At 60.5% G+C, this 20172-nt stretch carries 16 protein-coding genes; 7 read left to right on the top strand and 9 right to left on the bottom strand.

The window, feature by feature from the left end; translation table 11 throughout:
• Positions 1-90: 90 nt before the first annotated feature.
• Positions 91-3939 (bottom strand): sensor domain-containing protein, encoded by a 3849-nt coding sequence (locus tag FW796_RS28025; RefSeq protein WP_404937702.1) that lies wholly within the window; start codon positions 3937-3939, stop codon positions 91-93.
• A gap of 282 nt (positions 3940-4221) precedes the next feature.
• On the opposite strand from FW796_RS28025, the gene ettA reads away from it, so the two are divergent.
• Both ettA and gdhA read left to right on the top strand, forming a co-directional pair.
• Entirely contained in the window at positions 4222-5886 is a 1665-nt protein-coding gene (gene ettA, locus FW796_RS28030) for an energy-dependent translational throttle protein EttA (protein WP_011063569.1), read from the top strand.
• A gap of 324 nt (positions 5887-6210) precedes the next feature.
• Positions 6211-7548, top strand: a complete 1338-nt coding sequence (gene gdhA, locus FW796_RS28035; RefSeq protein ID WP_346635980.1) for an NADP-specific glutamate dehydrogenase — start codon at positions 6211-6213, stop codon at positions 7546-7548.
• Positions 7549-7554: 6 nt separating this feature from the next.
• On the opposite strand, the gene FW796_RS28040 is transcribed toward gdhA, so the two are convergent.
• From FW796_RS28040 to FW796_RS28055, 4 genes are all read right to left on the bottom strand, one after another.
• A complete protein-coding gene (locus FW796_RS28040) occupies positions 7555-8046 on the bottom strand; it encodes a GreA/GreB family elongation factor (protein WP_346635981.1) in 492 nt (163 codons plus the stop codon).
• Between the two features lie 72 nt (positions 8047-8118).
• Positions 8119-8475, bottom strand: coding sequence for a hypothetical protein (locus tag FW796_RS28045; protein WP_446440427.1), 357 nt, complete (start codon positions 8473-8475; stop codon positions 8119-8121).
• Positions 8476-8574: 99 nt separating this feature from the next.
• Positions 8575-10428, bottom strand: coding sequence for an Lnb N-terminal periplasmic domain-containing protein (locus FW796_RS28050; protein WP_346635983.1), 1854 nt, complete (start codon positions 10426-10428; stop codon positions 8575-8577).
• Positions 10429-10521: 93 nt separating this feature from the next.
• On the bottom strand, positions 10522-11010 hold the full coding sequence (locus tag FW796_RS28055; protein ID WP_011063564.1) for a DUF3015 domain-containing protein: 489 nt from the start codon (positions 11008-11010) through the stop codon (positions 10522-10524).
• Positions 11011-11287: 277 nt separating this feature from the next.
• Between FW796_RS28055 and FW796_RS28060 the strand changes: the two genes are divergently transcribed.
• On the top strand, positions 11288-13726 hold the full coding sequence (locus FW796_RS28060) for a Lon protease family protein (RefSeq protein ID WP_346635984.1): 2439 nt from the start codon (positions 11288-11290) through the stop codon (positions 13724-13726).
• 213 nt (positions 13727-13939) lie between these two features.
• The gene (locus tag FW796_RS28065) at positions 13940-14281 is read left to right on the top strand and encodes a PA4575 family protein (protein WP_123724465.1); all 342 of its coding nucleotides are present in this window, start codon (positions 13940-13942) and stop codon (positions 14279-14281) included.
• 3 nt (positions 14282-14284) lie between these two features.
• Here the strand turns inward: FW796_RS28065 and FW796_RS28070 are convergent, their stop codons facing one another.
• The gene (locus FW796_RS28070; protein ID WP_446440428.1) at positions 14285-16114 is read right to left on the bottom strand and encodes a hypothetical protein; all 1830 of its coding nucleotides are present in this window, start codon (positions 16112-16114) and stop codon (positions 14285-14287) included.
• Between the two features lie 161 nt (positions 16115-16275).
• Here FW796_RS28070 and FW796_RS28075 point away from each other — a divergent pair, with 161 nt between their 5' ends.
• The 3 genes from FW796_RS28075 (at position 16276) to FW796_RS28085 (ending at position 17949) form a co-directional block, all read left to right on the top strand.
• Positions 16276-16764, top strand: a complete 489-nt coding sequence (locus tag FW796_RS28075; protein WP_015637095.1) for a TIGR00645 family protein — start codon at positions 16276-16278, stop codon at positions 16762-16764.
• Positions 16765-16897: 133 nt separating this feature from the next.
• Positions 16898-17203, top strand: a complete 306-nt coding sequence (locus FW796_RS28080; protein ID WP_446440429.1) for a DUF6482 family protein — start codon at positions 16898-16900, stop codon at positions 17201-17203.
• 128 nt (positions 17204-17331) lie between these two features.
• Positions 17332-17949, top strand: coding sequence for an FKBP-type peptidyl-prolyl cis-trans isomerase (locus FW796_RS28085; protein WP_346635987.1), 618 nt, complete (start codon positions 17332-17334; stop codon positions 17947-17949).
• A gap of 89 nt (positions 17950-18038) precedes the next feature.
• Here FW796_RS28085 and FW796_RS28090 read toward each other — a convergent pair whose 3' ends face one another.
• The 3 genes from FW796_RS28090 to FW796_RS28100 form a co-directional block, all read right to left on the bottom strand.
• Entirely contained in the window at positions 18039-18308 is a 270-nt protein-coding gene (locus FW796_RS28090; RefSeq protein ID WP_123724468.1) for a PA4570 family protein, read from the bottom strand.
• A gap of 203 nt (positions 18309-18511) precedes the next feature.
• A complete protein-coding gene (locus FW796_RS28095; protein ID WP_016967028.1) occupies positions 18512-18853 on the bottom strand; it encodes a zinc ribbon domain-containing protein YjdM in 342 nt (113 codons plus the stop codon).
• Positions 18854-18975: 122 nt separating this feature from the next.
• Positions 18976-19944: a polyprenyl synthetase family protein gene (locus FW796_RS28100; protein WP_123724469.1), complete on the bottom strand. Its 969-nt coding sequence runs from the start codon at positions 19942-19944 to the stop codon at positions 18976-18978.
• Between the last annotated feature and the right edge of the window lie 228 nt (positions 19945-20172).

Consider the following 20172-nt stretch of genomic DNA (forward strand, 5'->3'; position numbering starts at 1 on the left):
GTAAGTGATCTCTCGTAGGAGCTGGCTTGCCAGCGAAGAGGCCCCTGAATCGCCTTCGCCGGCAAGCCGGCTCCTACGCATAGGAGAGATTTAGTCGAACATGAACAGGGCGTCGTTGCTGAATTGCGCTTCGAAGCGGTTGGCCGGCATCGGTCGGCCGAACAGGTAGCCCTGGACTTCATCGCAGCCGTGCTCACGCAGGAAGTCCAGCTGCTCATGAGTTTCCACGCCCTCGGCGATCACCGCCAGGTTCAGGCTGTGGGCCATGGCGATAATGGCTCGGGCGATCTGCGCGTCCTGCTCGCCGGACGGCAGGCCGTCGACGAAGGTGCGGTCGATCTTCAGCACGTCGATGGGGAACTGCTTGAGGTAGTTCAGCGATGAATAGCCTGTGCCGAAGTCGTCCACCGCGATGCTCAGGCCAAGGTTTTTCAGGCCGTCGAGGATCTGCATCGCCTCGCTGACTTCGCGCATCAGGATACTTTCGGTGAGCTCCAGTTCCAGGCACGCCGGTGGCAGCCCCGTGTCCTTGAGGATGGTGGCGATGCGCATGCCCAACTGGCCGTCGGAGAACTGCCGTGCGGAAATGTTCACCGAGACCTTCGGTACCCGCACCTTGGCCTGGTGCCAGGACTTGAGCTGGCGGCAGGCTTCGCTGATCACCCAGTCGCCGACATCCACCACCAGGCCCAGTTCTTCCAGGACCGGAATGAAGTCGCCCGGCGGCACCAGCCCGCGGCGCGGATGACGCCAGCGCAGCAGCGCCTCGGCACCGGTCAGGCGTTTGCCGTCGCCGCTGAACTGTGGCTGGTAATAAAGCACGAACTCTTCCTGTTCCAGGGCGTGGCGCAGGTCGCTTTCCAGCTCCAGGCGCTCCAGGGCACTGGCGTTCATGTCGGCCTGGTAGAACTGGAAGTTGTTCTTGCCGCGCTCCTTGGCGTGGTACATCGCGGTGTCGGCGTTCTTCATCAACTGGCTCAGTTCGTTGCCGTCCTGAGGGCTCAGGGCGATGCCGATACTGGCGGTGACAAAGAATTCCCGGCCTTCCAGGACGAAGGGCTTGACCAGGCTGGCGAGGATCTTCTCGGCCACATTGATGGCCCGGTTCAGGGCAATCTCGCGGCTGGAGCGGGGTTGCAAGAGCAGGGTGAATTCGTCACCACCCATGCGCGCCACGGTGTCGTCATCGTCGACGCAACCCAGCAGGCGGGTGGCCATTTCCTTGAGCATGCGATCGCCCGCGGCGTGGCCCAGGGAGTCGTTGATCGGCTTGAAGCGGTCCAGATCGAGGAACATCAGCACCACCCAGGACTTCTGCCGCTCTGCCGATTGCAGCGCAGTGTGCAGACGGTCCTGGAACAGGGTGCGGTTGGGCAAGTGGGTCAGGGCGTCGTAGTAGGCCAGGCGGTGAATCCGCTGTTCGCTGGCCTTGCGCTCGCTGATGTCGCTGAAGAAGCACACGTAGCTGGCCAGGTCGCCTTCATCGTCGAGCACCGCAGTGATGCCGACCCAGGCCGGGTAGTGCTCGCCATTGCGGCGCTTGAGCCAGACTTCGCCTTCCCAGGTGCTGTGCTGGTTCAACTGCTTGAGCACATAACGCAGGTGGGCTTCTTGCTGGTCGTCGACGGTGAGCATGTTCGGCAACTGATCGAGCACCTGGGACACCGCGTAGCCGCTGACCCGGCTGAAGGCTTCGTTGGCCTGGACGATGTAGCCGGCGGGGTCGGTGATCAGGATCGCCGAGGTCGAGTGTTCGAATACCGTGGCCGCCATGCGCAGGTCTTTTTCCGCGCGGCGCTGCTGGCTGATATCGCGGCCGACCCCGAGTACGCCCTCAAAGGCGCCATGCTCGTCCCACACCAATACCAGGCGCAGTTCGATGGGAATCTTGCGCCCATCGGCCCGCAGGCAGTCGAACAGAAACAGCTGGGTCTGCACCTGGCTGCGCAATTGCGCCAGTTGCTCGGGTTTGTCCAGAGCTTTGCTGACCCGGTCCATCAGGGTGTAGATGCCGGCCAGTTGCTGTGGATTGGCGATGGTGGACTGCCAGCCATTCTGGAAAATCCACTCCACGTCGTAGCCGAGCACCGCATGCACCGAGGGGCTGACGTAGTTCAGCGACAGCTTGTTGTCAGTGGAGAAGATCACGTCGCTGATGCTTTCGGCGAGCATGCGGTAGCGCTGTTCGCTGTCGCGCAGGGATTCGCTGGCCTCAATCTGGTCGGTGATGTCCTTGGCCACGCCAATGATTCGCGTCACCTGGTCGTAGCGATCCCGGGCCAGGGCCTGCTCGCGGATCTCGAAGCGCCGCCACTGGCCGCTGCGGTGGCGGAAGCGCAGTTGGCATTGCAGGAGTTGGGCATAGGCCGAATGACGCTGTTCCTGGCGCAGGCGGTGATAGAGGTCGGCGTCTTCCGGGTGCAGGAGGATTTCCCAGAAATATTCGCCCATCTGGTGCAGCTCGGTCTTGTTGTAGCCGAGGGTCTGGCCCAGGTGGTGGTTGCTGAAGATCATCCGTTGGCTGATCACGTCCTGCACATACAGGTGATCGGGCACGGTGCGCACTACGTCCGACCAGAAACCTTCGCGCTCCAGCAGCGACAGCTCGATCAGCTTGCGACTGGTGATGTCGCTGATGCTGAGGATCACTGCGCTGTAGTCTTCTGTCGCTTCCGGCAGGCGCAGCACCAGCCATAGATGCTGGTCATTGCCCTGGGCGTCGCTGAGCTTGATCTCCAGTTCCAGCTGTTTCTGCTGGTTGACCACGGCTTCCAGTAACTGGCCGCCGATGGCGTTGCCGTTCTTCGGGCAGCCTTCGATCAGCAGTTGCCAGGCCTGGTCGCTGGATTCGACGTTGAGCAGGCGCAGCGCCACCTGATTGACTTCGGTGATGCGCAATTCTTCCAGCAACTGGCGACGGTGGTCCGGGTGGCTGGTCTGCCAGCGCTTGAGCTGGTCGCTGTTGTGTAAATGGTATTTGCCGAGCAGGTCCGGGAGCCCGGAGATATCCATAACGCAGAGGGCCACCCCTGTGCCCTCGAAAATATCCTGATAGCGTCGCCGGCCCTCGTGGAGCTGGCGTTGGCGCCGACGCATGTTGAGCAGGGCAATCACCGGCAGCAGGGAGAACGCCAGGCCCAGCAGGCACTTGCCGATAAAGGCCGGCAGCAGCTCCTCGATCACCGCACGCTGGTCGAACAGCCCGCGCAGTTGCCAGTCGCTATTGTTCAATGGCACCAGCAGCACACTGCTGGCCATCTCGTCGGGGTCCAGCATGCCCGGGGTCGGCGTGCTGCGTTCGTCGCGCTTGATCACCTGGCGGCTCAGGCGGTTCTCGATCACCCAGGTCGGTTTGAAACCTTCCTCGCTTTGCCGCACCAGGGTCTGCAGGAAGCTGGGGGCCATGCGCAGTATCCAGAAACTGCGGGTCGAGCCGCTGGCCTGGTGTAGCAAGACATGCACCACTGAACCGTCGGCAGGATTGCTGTAGTAATAGCGCTGGGAACGGCTGCGCTGGACCAGTTCGGTGAGCCAGAGAGTGTCCTGGCTGTCGCTGGCGCTGTCGCTGAGGATCTGCCCCTGGCTGTCCAGCAGGGCGAAACTGCGTACGTCCGGCAGGGAGCGCTGGAGCTTTTGCAGCAATTGCTGTTGCTGCTGGCGGTCTTGGGGGGCTTCGACGATCGGTAGCAGATTGAGGGCGATCTGGGCATTGAGCGCCAGGTTCAGGCTCAGGTGGTCGGCCAGGTCGGCGCTGTAGTCGATGGCGTGCTGGCGCTGGTCCTTGCGGGTTTGCTGCAGTTGATCGAGCAGCTGCCAGAACAACAGGGCCAGGAGTAATAGCACCAGGGTAGCCAGTGCGCCTTTGAGTGTGCCCCGCAAAGGATAGGCCGACGCGGAGGCTTTAGCGCGCGCGGGCTGTGGCGAAATGACGTTGGACAAGCTGTGATCCTGCGGTTTGGCTGGGCTGGCGCGACGTGCACTATAAGCCGGACGCCCGAAGGGCGGCTAGCATGCCTTGAGTTGTGGCAAAGTGCCAGTCCCGCCTGGCTGGACCTGGATCGTGCATTGAGGTAGTTTTGCCGGTTACGCGGGAGCGTTCCAGCTCCAGACAATCAGGCTTTTTCCGCCCGCCGGTATTGATCATGGTCAATGCCGGTGCAGCGCATGGCCTGGCCCGGGCCCGGCCCGTTCTATTCATCTGTCACTGACGCTAGGTTCACCATGGCTCAATACGTCTTCACCATGCATCGGCTGGGCAAAGTTGTTCCACCGAAGCGGGAAATCCTGAAAAACATCTCTCTGTCTTTTTTCCCCGGCGCCAAGATTGGCGTATTGGGCCTCAACGGTTCGGGTAAGTCCACGCTGCTGAAAATCATGGCCGGCGTCGATACCGAGTTCGAAGGCGAAGCCCGTCCGATGCCGGACCTGAACATCGGCTACCTGCCTCAGGAACCCCAGCTCGATCCAGCCAAGACCGTGCGTGAAGTGGTCGAGGAAGCGGTCAGCGTGATCAAGGATGCCCAGGCTCGCCTGGACGAGGTCTACGCGGCCTACGCCGAGCCGGATGCCGATTTCGACAAGCTGGCCGCCGAGCAAGCCAAGCTCGAAGCCATCCTGCAAGCCAGCGACGGCCATAACCTGGAGCGCCAGCTGGAAGTGGCCGCCGACGCCCTGCGCCTGCCGGCCTGGGACGCCAAGGTCGAGCACCTGTCCGGTGGTGAAAAGCGTCGTGTGGCCCTGTGCCGCCTGCTGCTGTCCGCTCCGGACATGCTGCTGCTCGACGAGCCAACCAACCACTTGGACGCCGACTCCGTGGCCTGGCTGGAGCATTTCCTCCACGACTTCCCGGGCACCGTGGTCGCGATCACGCACGACCGTTACTTCCTGGACAACGTCGCCGGCTGGATTCTCGAACTCGACCGCGGCGCCGGTATTCCTTACGAGGGCAACTATTCGGGTTGGCTGGAAGCCAAGTCCGATCGTCTGGCCCAGGAATCCAAGCAGCAGTCGGCCCATGAAAAGGCCATGAAGGAAGAGCTGGAGTGGGTGCGCAAAGGCGCCAAGGCCCGCCAGTCGAAATCCAAGGCTCGTCTGCAACGCTTCGAGGAAATGCAGTCCCAGGAATTCCAGAAGCGCAGCGAAACCAACGAGATTTACATCCCGGCCGGTCCGCGCCTGGGTGACAAGGTCATCGAGTTCAAGAACGTCACCAAGGGCTATGGCGATCGCGTGCTGATCGACAACCTGTCGTTCTCCATGCCTAAAGGCGCCATCGTCGGCGTGATCGGCGGTAACGGTGCTGGTAAATCCACCCTGTTCCGCATGCTCATGGGCAAGGAAACCCCGGATTCGGGCAGCATCGAAATCGGTGAAACCGTGCAGCTTGCCTGCGTGGATCAGAGCCGTGAGGACCTGGACGGCAGCAAGACCGTGTTCCAGCAGATTTCCGACGGTTCCGACCAGATCCGCATCGGCAACTATGAGATTCCGTCGCGCACTTACGTCGGTCGTTTCAACTTCAAGGGCGGCGATCAGCAGAAGTTCGTCAAGGATCTGTCCGGTGGTGAGCGCGGCCGTCTGCATCTGGCCCTGACCCTGAAAGAGGGCGGCAACGTCCTGCTGCTCGACGAACCGTCCAACGACCTCGACGTTGAAACCCTGCGTTCCCTGGAAGAAGCCCTGCTGGACTTCCCGGGCGCCGCCATTGTGATCTCTCACGATCGGTGGTTCCTGGACCGGGTGGCCACTCACATCCTGGCGTATGAAGACGACTCACAAGCAGTGTTCTTCGAAGGCAACTACACCGAGTACGAAGCCGATCGCAAGAAACGCCTGGGCGAAGCGGCTGCGCAACCGCACCGTGTGCGGCACAAGAAGCTGGCCTGACCGGGTCGCTGCTTGAAAACGAAACGGAGCCCTCGGGCTCCGTTTTTTTTGTTCGTCGGCGCGCCGATTCCTGCAAAAACAGCACCGTTCCTGTAGAAGCCGGCTTGCCGGCGAAGAGTTTTCTGCTGCTCCCCAAAAACGTGCAAACCCTGAATTTTTTTCCACCAAACCGGTGCACAAAACCCCTGCAAATCGTCGCCATTTATATTTATTGCACCATTTAAATTCAGATCTGCGACATTTTGCGCTGTCGCGGTGCGATTTGAATTGATAAAGTCCGGGGCAAATCTCCCCTTAACGACAATAAATTTGCCGAGACTTCCCATGATCGAATCCGTCGAAGATTTCCTCGCCCGCCTGAAAAAGCGCGATCCGGACCAACCTGAGTTTCATCAGGCGGTGGAAGAGGTTCTGCGCAGCCTCTGGCCATTTCTCGAGGCCAATCCGCACTATCTGAGCTCCGGTATTCTCGAGCGAATCTGCGAACCGGAGCGCACAGTGGTGTTTCGCGTGTCCTGGGTCGACGATCAGGGCAAGGTCCGGGTCAATCGCGGCTTCCGCATCCAGATGAACAGCGCCATCGGTCCCTACAAGGGCGGCTTGCGGTTCCATCCATCGGTCAACATGGGCGTGCTGAAATTCCTCGCCTTCGAGCAGACCTTCAAGAATTCCCTGACGTCCCTGCCCATGGGCGGCGGCAAGGGTGGCTCGGACTTCAACCCCAAAGGCAAGAGCGACGCCGAGGTGATGCGCTTCTGCCAGGCCTTCATGACCGAGCTGTATCGGCATATCGGTGCCGACGTGGACGTGCCGGCGGGAGACATTGGTGTGGGGGCCCGGGAAATCGGTTTCCTCTTCGGTCAGTACAAGCGCCTGAGCAACCAGTTCACTTCGGTGCTGACCGGCAAGGGCATCAGCTATGGCGGCAGCCTGATCCGCCCGGAGGCCACAGGTTTCGGTTGCGTGTACTTCGCCGAGGAGATGCTCAAACGTCGTGGCGACCGGGTCGAGGGCAAGCGCGTGGCGATCTCCGGCTCCGGCAATGTGGCGCAATATGCGGCGCGCAAGGTCATGGATCTGGGGGGCAAGGTGATTTCCCTGTCCGATTCCGAGGGCACCTTGTACTGCGAGTCAGGCTTGAGCGAAGAACAATGGCTGGCGGTGCTGGAGCTGAAGAACGTCACCCGGGGGCGGATCAGCGAGCTGGCAAGCCGCTTCGGCCTGGAGTTCCGTGCCGGTAAGACGCCGTGGGACCTGGCCTGCGACATCGCCCTGCCGTGCGCCACACAGAACGAACTGGATGCCGATGCCGCCCGCAGCTTGCTGCGCAACGGCTGCATCTGTGTTGCCGAAGGCGCCAACATGCCCACCACCCTGGAAGCTGTGGATATCTTTATCGACGCCGGCATCCTGTTTGCTCCGGGCAAGGCATCCAATGCCGGCGGAGTGGCGGTGAGCGGGCTGGAGATGTCGCAGAACGCCATGCGCCTGCTATGGACTGCCGGTGAGGTGGACAGCAAGCTGCACGCCATCATGCAGTCGATCCACCATGCCTGCGTGCATTACGGCGAAGAGAACGGTCGGATCAACTACGTCAAAGGGGCGAACATCGCCGGCTTCGTCAAGGTTGCCGATGCCATGCTGGCCCAGGGCGTGGTCTGAGTCGTCTCAGGCCAGTTCGATCCGGATGATTTCGATCAACTGATCCCCTGCCGGCCGTTGCCACAGGACTTCGTCACCGGGTTGCGCCCCCAACAGGGCACGGCCCAGGGGCGAGGCCCAATTGATCAGCCCCCTGGCTGCATCGGCTTGATCCTCACCGACCAGCTGCACGCTCTGCTGTTGATCCTGTTCATCAGCGAAGGTCACCCGACTGCCGATCTGCACCTTGTCGCAGGTGCTCGCATTGACCACCTGGGCGCTGTGCAGGCGCGACGAAAAATAGCGCAGGTCCCGTTCCAGCTCCGCCACCTGCTGCTGATCTGCGGCGTCACCCAAGTCGGTTTGTGTCGAATGCTGGCTGTGCAGTTCTGCCACCTTGGCCTGCAATTCGGCAAGACCCAGGGGGGTGACGTAGTTGGGCAGGGTGCTAATCTGACGTTCCACGGGTTGCTCGACCTGGGCAGCGGCCAGATCTTCATTGACGAAAGCGCGGCTCATGGTTGTTCTCCTTCAAGGGAGGGATGGACCATGGTTGCAGGCTTTTGACCCGGGCGGTTAGCTGAAAACGACTTATTGCGAGCGATAGGCTCGACCCGCGTCACGGTCCTTCTCCTGCTGCCAGGCGCGCTCCCGTTCGTCCCAGTGACGTTCCCGGTACTCATTGCGGTCCTGGTTCTCCAGCATGCCCTGGCACTGGCGGAAACCATCGTTCCAGCCCTCGGCATACTGCGGGTCCTTGAGGTAGCGCGGAACGTCCTTGCGATACTCCCCGCTCATCGATCCTGCCGCTTGACGGCCGCTGACGCAGCCAGCGTCGAACCCGTCGACAAAGGCCGGCGGATAGCCTTGCTTGAGCAAATACTCGTGGTTTGACTCACAACCACCGATGAGTGCCAGTGCCAGCACTGCCCAACCATAACGCCACATCGAGTAACTCCCAGGTTTCACCTGAGTGAAGTCTAGAAGGACGAGTGTCAGCGACGCGTGAAAACCTTGTCGCTAGCAGCTTGAAGCTCCCAGCAGCCCTTAATAGTGATACCACTTGAGTTCGAGCATGACTTCGTTGACGGGGGTAGCCAGCTGGCTGAACTCGCGCTGTGCGCTCAGGCGCAGGCCCAGGTTGCGGGACAGTTCCCATTGCTGGTTGAGGCTCAGGCTGCGGCGGACTTCGCCGTTGGTGAAGTAGTCGCCCTTGGCTTCGAGGCTGAAGTTGCCCAGGGGGTTCTTCCACAGCAGCCCTGAGTTGAAGCCCGCCGCCGGAGCGATGAACCCGGCGAAATCGGCGTTGTGTTCTACCCGAACGGTGCCCAGGACAAACCCCAGGGTGTCCTCGCCCAACTGCCAGGTACCGCCAGCGCCGCCATTGACGTGGCTGACCAGGGTTTCATCGTCATGCTTGCCAGGCACCCGCTCCAGGCCGCCAGTGACTTGCCAGGACCAGGGTTGCAGCAGTTCGTTGCGTGGAGTCAGGGAGCGGATGGTCGCCAGGTCCAGTTGCTGCAACTGCCAGTGGTTGCCTTCGTACTGGCGCAGCTTCATCTGCAGGATTTCGATCTGCGCCCCCAGTGGGAAGCCCTCGGCGTTGTCGTTGAGGTCGTGGTACGCCATGCGCAGGCCGTATTCGGCAAAGGCCTTGTCGTCCCGGGTCCCTAGCCCCAGTTGCCAGGTACGGGACTGGTGACCGTCTTCCGGCAGGCCGGGGCGTTCGATCTGCAGTTCCGGCGCGGGGTTCTGGTTGATCGCCCGCAACAGTTCGAAGCTGCGCTGGGAGCGCTCGGTATCGCGCTCCAGCCCGTTGGCCCGGTAACGCTCAAGACGGTAGGCAGCGTCGACGATCAAGGCCTGGCGAGCCCGAGGCAGGGCCTTGAACTCGGCGCCCTGCAGTTGTTTCTGATCGGCGCTGACCTTGAGTACCCATTGCTGTTCGTCGTGGCTCAGGGGCTGGGCGCGGCTGAGCAGCTCCCGCTCCCGGGAAGGGCGATAGTCGATGCGCTCCACCAGCCCGGCGTCCTTGACCGCCTTCACCGTATCGGTGGGAATGGCGGTCAAGGGGAATTGTCCGGTCAGGCGCAGGCTGGGCCTGGCGACCTGTAGCAACTCCAGCAGGCGGTAGGAGCAGTTCTCGTCGAAGAAGAAGTAGTCGAACTTGATCTGCTTGAGTTCCCAGACGTGCTCCACCATGCGCTCGGTTTCAACTTGCGTCAGGTTCAGGCGGTACTCCCACAGGTCGCGGTTTTCCAGGCTGCGGTACTCCGACAGCTTCTCCTGGTAGGGCACCAGGGCGAACAGTCCGGGGTAGCCGCCCATCAGGCCTTTCCAGGCGTAGAGGATGCTGTTGTCCGAACCTTCGATATAGGCACCGAAGTTGATCGCGTAGCTGAGCAGGGCCGTGTTGTTGCTTTGCACGTCGGCCTGGTCGATGCGTAGCAGGGTATGGCCGAACATCGAGGATGGGCTGTTGAGGTAGGCCGCGGGGAAAATCATCACGGTGCTGTGGGGCGAGACATCCTTGAACCATTGTTTGAATTCGGTGCATTGAACCTGGGGCAAGTCGTTCAGCCCCAGTTGCGTCTTGAGCCAGCGGGTGCGGGACGGATAGACGCACTGCGCATGCCGGTCACCGGCATCGGGGGCAGCGTACAGGGCGTTCAGAGTCGCGCTCAGCTCTGCATCGGGATGGTGGGCGCCATCGGCTGCGAGAAAGAACTTCGGATCACTGACATAACTGCGCCAGCCGCCCAGTTTGGAGGTTTCATAGTGTCCGATGGAAATCCAGAACGGGTCATTGGCCAGTTGCTGCAAACGCTGGGGATCGATGTGGGGCGCGGCATACAGCGGGGCGCAGACAAAGAGCGCCAGGTAGGCAAGGCGTTTGAGCATGGTGGGCAACTTAAGTCGGAAATACAAAGACCCAAGATGGGCAAGGTCCAGAAGACAAAACCCGCTCCCCGGGGGGGAGCGGGCGGGTCGAGCTTAAGCCGGAGTGGCGTATTTCGCCAGGCGCGCATCGTTCTTCAACACGGCCAGGGTATTGGTGTGCACATCTTCCGCGGTCACGTCAGCCTTGCTGAAGATCTGTTGGAAGTGTTCGTGGGTGACCGCAGCAAAGTGCGCACGGTCTTCAGGAGCGACACCGAGTACCACGGCGTAGGTGGTCAAGGCTTCGCCTTGCCCCTTGGCCATGTCTTCGGAGAGCTCGTTCATCATGCCGTTCATGGCGAACCAGGATTTACCACCGTAAGTCAGTGACGCATTGGTGGAGCAGCCGTTGGTGCCGGAAGTCATGCCGAAGGTCGCGTTGCCGGAGGTGCCGTTGGTGGTGGACGCCAGGAAGTGCGCTGGAGTGCCACGCTGACCTTCGAACAGCATGTTGCCCCAACCGCAATCCGGACCGCCGGGTGCTTGTGCCATGGCGTTGAGGGATACAGCGGTGAAAAGAGTACCGAGAAGAATCCGTTTCATAGCGTTGTTCTCTTTGTGTGCATACCAATGGACGGGGGAGACTGGCCCTTAGGGGCGCCAGTGGGCCGGTTATCTATCCAGCCGCGCAGTTTGGAGTTTAGGCATGTTCCATGGGTTCCGTAGAATTTTACAAAACAATGCCTGAAACAGCTGGTTTTACATGGGACGGGTAGCTGCATCCGCCTTGTCTATGCTTTCCCCTGAGGCGCGCCTTGCCAGCCGGGCATACCCGGCGCCAGAATGCCGCCATCTGCCCCGCCTGATGTAAGGAAGCCCGATGCCTGATCCTGTTGCTGCCAGCCTGCGTCTTGCGCCTGAAGCGCTGACCCGCCCTTTTTCTGCTGAACAGTTCAGCTTCTCGACCACCAATGATTTGGAGCCCTTTCGCGGTGTGCTTGGCCAGGAACGTGCGGTCGAAGCCTTGCAGTTCGGCGTCGCCATGCCACGCCCCGGTTACAACGTGTTTGTCATGGGTGAACCGGGCACGGGACGCTTCTCTTTCGTAAAGCGCTATCTGAAGGCTGAAGGCAAGCGCCTGCAGACCCCGTCTGACTGGGTCTATGTCAACAATTTCGACGAGCCCCGGGAGCCTCGGGCGCTGGAACTGCCGGCCGGTGCCGCGGGCAGTTTCATCAGCGACATCAACGGTTTGATCGATAACCTGCTGGCGACGTTCCCGGCAGTCTTCGAGCATCCGTCCTATCAGCAGAAGAAGAGCGCCATCGACCGCGCCTTCAACCAGCGTTATGACCGCGCGCTGGACGTGATCGAGCGCCTGGCCCTGGAAAAGGATGTGGCGCTGTACCGCGACAGCAGCAATATCGCCTTTACCCCGATGCTCGATGGCAAGGCCCTGGACGAAGCCGAGTTCGCCCAACTGCCGGAGGCTGATCGCGAGCGTTTTCACGAGGATATTTCCGCTCTGGAAGAGCGCCTTAATGAAGAGCTGGCGAGCTTGCCGCAGTGGAAGCGCGAGTCGAGCAACCAACTGCGTCAGCTCAATGAAGAAACCATCACCCTGGCTCTGCAGCCGTTGCTGGCGCCACTGTCCGAGAAGTACGCCGAGAACGCTGCGGTCTGCGGTTACTTGCAAGCCATGCAGGTCTATCTGCTGAAGACTGTGGTCGAGCAACTGGTTGACGACAGCAAGACCGATGCGGTGGCACGCAAGTTGTTGGAAGAGCAGTACTGCCCAAGCCTGGTGGTGGGCCACCCGGCCAGTGGCGGCGCTCCGGTGGTGTTCGAGCCTCATCCGACCTACGACAACCTGTTCGGCCGGATCGAGTACAGCACCGACCAGGGCGCGCTCTACACCACGTACCGGCAGTTGCGTCCCGGTGCACTGCATCGAGCCAATGGCGGCTTCCTGATCCTGGAAGCCGAGAAGATGCTCAGCGAACCCTTTGTCTGGGACGCCCTCAAGCGCGCCTTGCAGTCGCGTAAGCTGAAGATGGAGTCGCCCCTGGGCGAGATGGGTCGTCTGGCCACCGTGACCCTGACGCCGCAGATGATTCCGCTGCAGGTCAAGGTCATCATCATTGGTGCTCGCCAGCTGTATTACACGCTGCAGGACCTGGATCCGGACTTCCAGGAAATGTTTCGGGTGCTGGTGGACTTCGACGAAGACATCCCGATGGTGGATGAAAGCCTGGAGCAATTTGCCCAGTTGCTGAAAACCCGCACCTCGGAGGAGGGCATGGCCCCGCTGACCGCTGATGCGGTAGCGCGCCTGGCCACTTACAGTGCGCGTCTTGCAGAGCACCAGGGGCGTCTGTCGGCGCGGATCGGCGACCTGTTCCAATTGGTCAGCGAGGCCGACTTCATCCGCCACCTGGCTTCCGACGAGATGACTGACGCCGGGCATATCGAAAGGGCGCTGAAGGCCAAGGCCACTCGTACCGGTCGGGTATCGGCGCGGATTCTCGATGACATGCTGGCCGGCATCATTCTCATCGACACCGATGGTGCCGCCGTGGGCAAGTGCAACGGCCTGACTGTACTGGAAGTGGGGGATTCGGCGTTCGGCGTGCCGGCGCGGATTTCCGCCACGGTTTACCCCGGTGGCAGTGGCATCGTCGACATCGAGCGTGAGGTCAATCTTGGCCAGCCCATCCACTCCAAGGGGGTGATGATCCTGACCGGTTACCTGGGCAGTCGCTATGCCCAGGAGTTCCCCCTGGCGATTTCCGCGAGCATTGCCCTTGAGCAGTCCTACGGTTATGTGGACGGCGACAGCGCTTCCCTGGGGGAGGCCTGCACGTTGATTTCGGCGCTGTCGAAAACTCCGCTCAAACAGTGTTTCGCCATCACCGGCTCGATCAACCAGTTCGGTGAGGTGCAGGCCGTGGGCGGGGTCAACGAGAAGATCGAAGGCTTCTTCCGCCTGTGCGAAGCCCGCGGCTTGACGGGAGAGCAGGGCGCGATCATTCCCCAGGCCAACGTCGCCACTCTGATGCTCGACGAGAAGGTGCTGCAGGCAGTACGTGCCGGAAAGTTCCACGTGTACGCGGTGCGTCAGGCTGATGAGGCCCTGAGTCTGCTGGTGGGCGAGCCGGCGGGTGAACCGGATGCCGAAGGGCAGTTCCCCGAAGGCAGCGTCAACGCGCGGGTGGTGGAGCGCCTGCGGGTCATTGCCGAGATGATCAGCGAAGAAGACCTGAAAGAAGCGGAAAAGGAACTGGCGCAAGAGGCTCTGACAGAGACCAAGCCGGCGTGACGGTGGCTGCTGGCGAGGGCACTGATCCTCGCCAGTGGCGTCAGGGGGCTGACGCCAATTTCTCAAAATAGACCATTCGGCGCCTGTTGGATCGGTCAACTTTGTTTATCAGGCTTTTCTTCTATTCTCAGGGCAAGGAGAACGACAGTCGTCGCTGGATCGAAACAGCCCTCTACTGAAGGCTGAACAGTGGTTCTACCGAGGGTCGCCGCCATGTCGCGCAACCTTTGCCTCACCCGCCAATGCCTTGGCCTGGTCACCCGTATCGAATGCAGCGTCCGCCCACTGGCGGGGGACAACGGTATGTGGACCCTTCTCTTCGCCGCCGGAATGGCGGGTGAACAACCCTCAGCGATCAAATCCCAGGGCCCGTTCTGTGGGCCTGTGGTGGCGGAGTCGATCCTTGATTCGATTGTTGAAAGCCTGACCACCCACGGCTATCAGCTGGCCGATGATCCACAGATCTGGTGCCTGCATCTGCAGGCCCAGTTACGTCAGATCAATGGTGAGCGGGGACGCAATGCCGGTGATTTCCAGTTCCATCCCGAACACTGATCCCTAGGGGGCCGGAGGCGCCGACTCGGCTTTTTCGAGTTTGACCTCGAAGCCGTATTCCACAGTGTCGAGCTCGCTGCGGGTGTAGCTTTCCAATTGGCTGGGCTGGCCGTAGAAGTAGTGCACATCGAACAAGGCCGGACCGTCGGCCGAGGCGCTGTGGCTGCTTGCAAGAATCTCCTTCAAGTATTGGCCGCTGGCGTCCTTGGCATAGAAGCGCCAGGCGTCAGCGGGAAAGAGTTTCTGATCGACGATCAAGGCGTTGCCCTTGAGTTCGAGGCCTTTGGGCAGCTGTTGAGCGTTGATGCTGCTCTTCTCGATGGTGGCCAGGAACAGAGGAATGGAGCCCACGGCGTAGGCGGGGGTTTCCGGAAAAAGGTTGAGGTCGTAGGTGATGACGCTCCGCAATGGATCGATGTCGAAGGCTTCGTCCGGCAGTTCGATCGGTTCGCCCCTCTGGCCCTTCTCGTTCTGGGTGAAGAAGGTCAGCGGGGTATTGCTGGTGCTGAACTCCGAGCCCAGCAACTCGTCATTGAAGGTTCGTGGATGGCTGAACTCGATACGCGCCGCGCTGGCATCTTCCACCGACTGGCTGATGGTCACGGATTTTTTCAGTGACTCTTCGTCCAGCTGTGCGCCCTTGAGGTAGTGGGTGGCTTGATCGTCATAGACCACCACCGGCATTGGCAGCGGTTGAATATTCCTGTCGGTGGTATTGCGGTCGAAACGATGTACCGGCAGGTCAAGGTCCTTGCGCGTCATACTGGCCTGGGAGAAATCCAGTACTGCGACCTCCAGCCGATCCACCAGGCCATTGAAATACACCTTGGCGTAATGATTGGTGTGTTGTTGGTCGAAGACCTGTTGCTCGTCCTCCAGTTGTTTTTCGAATGCCTCGCTCCACCCCTTCTGCTTTTGCATCTCGGCCAACTGCTGTCTGTAGAAGGCAATCTGCTGGGCACTTTCGTTGATCGAGCCGGCGCGGGAAAGAATCTGTCCACTGCTGTCGCGGGCCTGGGTCAGCAAGGGATTGAGGGAAGCATCGTTGGCTTCTTCGGGAAGGGGGGCGCTATTGCTCAGCTCGATCTCGGCGACGTTCCTGTCCAGTGTCAACAGGGTCAGGCGGATATTGCCGTCCTGGCGCGGTTTGCCGATGTCGGCCCTGGTCAGTTCAAAATCGAGTACCCGACCTGGGGCTATCACCTCCAGCTTGCCTTGCAGGGAAACCGGCTGCGGTTGGTTCTTGTTGTCCACCTCCAGGCCCTCGATGAAGGGGTAGGTGATGGTCAAGTCATCCGGATTGGTCAGGTTGGAGCTGGAAGGGCTTAGCTGGATACCCGGATCGGTCTCTGACCATTCGGGTTGGAAGGGGATGACTTTTTTGTTGCTGAGGGTCACCGACTGCCATTCCAGGCCGTGGGGAAACGGGAACTGTGCGGGCATGTTGAAGCTGAAGGGGAAGACTGGCTGCAGATCGGTCAAATAGTCGGAGCTGGAGGATTTGCGCAGTACGAACAGACCGTTGACGTAGGTGTCCACCAGAGCTTGGGCGGTGGGGTAGTGCTTGAGCAGGGCCAGGCTGTCGTCGCCGTATTCGGTTTCCAGTGGCTTGCTGTCGAGCTTGAGCTGTGCCCGTTCCAGCAGCAGAAGGGAGCCGCCAAGATCGGCGATGGCGTCCTTGAGCTTAGGGTCCTGGATGGCATCCAGCGACTGTTCAAACTGTGCGGTTTTCTCTTCGAGGCTCGCCTGTTTCTTTTCGTCGCTGGGGGAACAGCCGCTGATCAGCAGCGCCAGACCAAGGCCGACACTGGCCAAAGGCAATCGCACATCCATTTCCAGTCTTCCTGTCCAATGTCGGTGAGCGTTAGCAATGGCTTCGACACTAGCAGAAAAAAACACCGGAAAAACCCGTGGGTCAGGTGATTGTCTGTGGTTTATGGGGTTTTCGGGCGCTGATATACTCGCCGCCGTTTTTACACCGGGTGCGAGATTCAATGGAACGTTTTATCGAAAATGCAATGTATGCCTCACGCTGGCTGCTGGCGCCGATCTACTTCGGTTTGTCCCTGGGCCTGCTGGCACTGGCATTGAAGTTCTTCCAGGAAGTCTTCCACGTCATTCCCAATGTGTTTTCCATGGCTGAGTCCGACCTGATCCTGGTGCTGTTGTCGTTGATCGACATGGCGCTGGTGGGTGGCCTGCTGGTGATGGTGATGATCTCCGGTTATGAGAACTTCGTGTCGCAACTGGACATCGACGAAGACAAGGAGAAGCTCAGTTGGCTGGGCAAGATGGACTCGTCGTCGTTGAAGATGAAGGTGGCCGCGTCCATCGTGGCGATTTCGTCGATCCACCTGTTGCGAGTGTTCATGGACGCCAAGAACACCCCCACCGAATACCTGTTGTGGTACGTGGTGATTCACATGACGTTCGTGATTTCGGCGTTTGCCATGGGTTACCTGGACAAGCTGACCAAGCACTGACAGGTCCCGCTGCTTGATTGAATGCCGCCCGGCCGTTGCGAAACGGACGGGCGGCGTTGTTTGTGGCTTGTGCTTTTCCTGGCTGGGGCATATGCCTGTAGCTGTCAGGGCTGTAAAAGCACGAGGTGCGCTCATGAACCTGCAGGAAATGAATGCCTACGCTATTGCCGGAAAGGTCGACGAATTGAACCTGATCTCCCTGGAGGGCGGGATCTATCTGCTTGAGGCGCGCATGCATGGGGCGGCTTATCCTCTGAGTGATGCCCAGGGCCAGATGTTTCATCTGCGCTCTGTGGAGCATGCCCGTGAAGTCCTGCAGTCCTTTCCCAGGTTGCCGTTCAACCTGATTCACACCTCAGTGCATGACGAGATGTGTGGTTTGTCCGCGGGTGTCGAGGAAAGCCTGAAAGTGCCCATCACCTTGCACTCGGGGGGGTAAGGCCCTGTACGGCGATGATCCGTGCCGGGCTTCTGTGCTAGTCTGCTCGCCCTTTTGATTCCGGGCGCTCCGGGAGGCGCTGTGTTCCTGCGGCCTTTCCCGAGCCGTCCGCACAGCGGAGCAGTGTCATGTCCGAAGTAAATCTGTCCACCGACGAAACCCGCGTCAGCTACGGCATTGGCCGTCAGTTGGGCGACCAACTGCGCGACAACCCTCCACCGGGCGTGAGCCTGGACGCGATCCTCGCGGGTCTGACTGATGCTTTCGCCGGTGAGCCAAGCCGTGTGGGTCAGGAAGAGATGTCCGCGAGCTTCAAGGTCATCCGCGAAATCATGCAGGCTGAAGCCGCTGCCAAAGCCGAAGCTGCTGCAGGTGCCGGTCTGGCCTTCCTGGCAGAAAACGCCAAGCGTGAAGGCATCACCACTCTGGCTTCCGGCCTGCAATTCGAAGTGCTGACCCAGGGCGATGGCGCCAAGCCATCTCGTGAAGATAGCGTGCGTACTCACTACCACGGCACCCTGATCGACGGCACTGTATTCGACAGCTCCTACGAGCGCGGCCAACCTGCTGAATTCCCGGTAGGCGGCGTGATCGCTGGCTGGACCGAAGCGCTGCAACTGATGAACGCCGGTAGCAAGTGGCGTCTGTACGTGCCGAGCGAACTGGCTTACGGCGCACAAGGCGTGGGCAGCATCCCGCCGCACAGCGTTCTGGTGTTCGACGTCGAGCTGCTGGACGTTCTGTAACCTGTGTAGGAGCCAGCCAGCTGGCGATGACGGTAGCGCATTGCACTTTGTTCATCGCCAGTTAGCTTGCCCCTTCATCGGCTTGGGTTTCATAGACGGATCTTTGCGCTCAGGCTGTGGCCATCGGTTCCGGTCGGCCGCAAGGCTCTGGCGTAGCAGAACAAAAACAGGTTGCGCACCAATTCCTTGAGTACCAGCGGTTCGCTGGAGCTCAAGCCGTTCAGGTCCAGATCTCCCTGGTCCTGCAGCTCGCTCAGGGCTTCCTCTTCCAGTACCGCACAGACTTCCCCGGTTTCCCGATGCAGGATTCGCAGGTAAGGGTGTGGGCGGTCCAGCCAGGCATCAATCAAATAAGTCATGGTCGTTATCTCCTTGAATGGGGTTCAATGAGAATAATTCTTATTCAATGAATAGCAAGTGCCTATTGGCGGTTTCTGTCTTTTTCTGTGTAGAAATTGTTTTCGATCAAATCGACTGGCTTTGTGCTAGCAAGTGCTTGGATCAAGTGGGGCGGGGGGATTGGGGGGGACCCTCTCGCGGCGGGCGCGAGAGGGGGTAGGCATCACACTTTGCGGACGAACTCGGATTTGAGCTTCATCGGGCCGATGCCATCGATCTTGCAGTCGATGTCGTGGTCGCCATCGCACAGGCGGATGTTCTTGACCTTGGTGCCGACCTTGACCACCAGGGACGTGCCCTTGACCTTGAGGTCCTTGATGACGGTGATGGTGTCGCCGTCTTGCAGCACATTGCCCACTGAATCTTTTTTCACGGCTTCATCGGATGCGGCCTCGGCTTCGCCACTGGCGGACCACTCGTGGGCGCACTCAGGGCAGATCAGCTGGGTGCCGTCCTCGTAGGTGTATTCGGAATTGCATTTTGGGCAGGGTGGCAAAGTGCTCACTTAAGCTCCTCAAAGTCAGGATGGCTAAAAAGCGCACATTGTATAGGGTTTTGTTGGCGAGGGGGGGCGTGGGGAGTTTCGTCGGTGGCCCGGCTCCTACGGGTCAGTAGGAGCCGAGGCTGTCAGTGGGTGCGGGCGACCGCAAATTCACTGAGCTCCACCAGGGCATCGCGATATTCGCTGGGAGGCAGGGCTTCCAGGCAAGTGATGGCACGAGCGACATAGTCGCGGGCCAGCTGTGCGGTGTAGTCCAGGGAGCCCGAGGCTTCAACGGCTGCACGGATGCTTTCCAGGTCTTCGATACCGCCTTTCTGAATGGCCTGGCGAACCAGAGCTGCTTGCTCTGGGGTGCCTTCGCGCATGGTGTAGATCAGCGGCAGGGTGGGTTTGCCTTCCGCCAGATCGTCACCCACGTTCTTGCCCAGGGTTTCGGCGTCGCCACGGTAGTCCAGCAGGTCGTCCACCAGTTGGAAGGCTACGCCCAGGTGATCGCCGAAGGTGCGCAGGGCTTCAGCCTGTTCCGCTGTGGCACCGGCCAGGGCGGCAGCGCTGTGGGTTGAGGCTTCGAAGAGCATCGCGGTCTTGCCGCGGATGACTTCCATATAGGTTTCTTCGGTGGTGCTGGCGTCGCGTACCTTGGACAGTTGCAGGACTTCGCCTTCGGCGATGATCCGCGTGGCCTGGGACAGGATGCGCATGACTGGCATCGAGCCGAGTTCGACCATCATTTCGAACGAGCGAGAGTACAGGAAGTCTCCCACCAGCACGCTGGGCGCATTGCCCCACATGGCGTTGGCGGTCGAGCGGCCACGGCGCATGCCGGACATGTCGACTACGTCGTCATGCAGCAGGGTGGCGGTGTGCAGGAACTCGATGGTGGCAGCCAGCAGGCGCAAATCGTCGCCTTCGCGCCCCAGTGCCTTGCCACACAGCAGCACTAATAAAGGACGCAGGCGCTTGCCTCCGGCCGAAGTGATGTAGTCGCCGATTTTTGAAACCAGCGGCACTCGGGAAGTCAGCTGTTTCTTGATGATGCCGTCGACGGCGCTAAAATCGTCCGCCACCGCGCGGTAGAAAGCTTGGGGTTGCATCAGCGACAGGTGCTCCAGAAGGGTTGCGCGGCATGCTAGGACCCGCGTCCGCAGGTGTCAAGGCGCGGTCCTGGCGGGACTCCGCGCCGCCTGAACGGCACTTGCATCGCTATTGTGCCTTGCGTACAATCGCGCACCCTGAACTTCCTGGGCAGCACCTGCCTTACGCAATTGCACTTGGGCCGTTCCAGCCCCATGCAGCCATGCCAGCCAATACCTCTTCTTATA

It is taken from the genome of Pseudomonas sp. 910_21 (genome assembly GCF_052850735.1).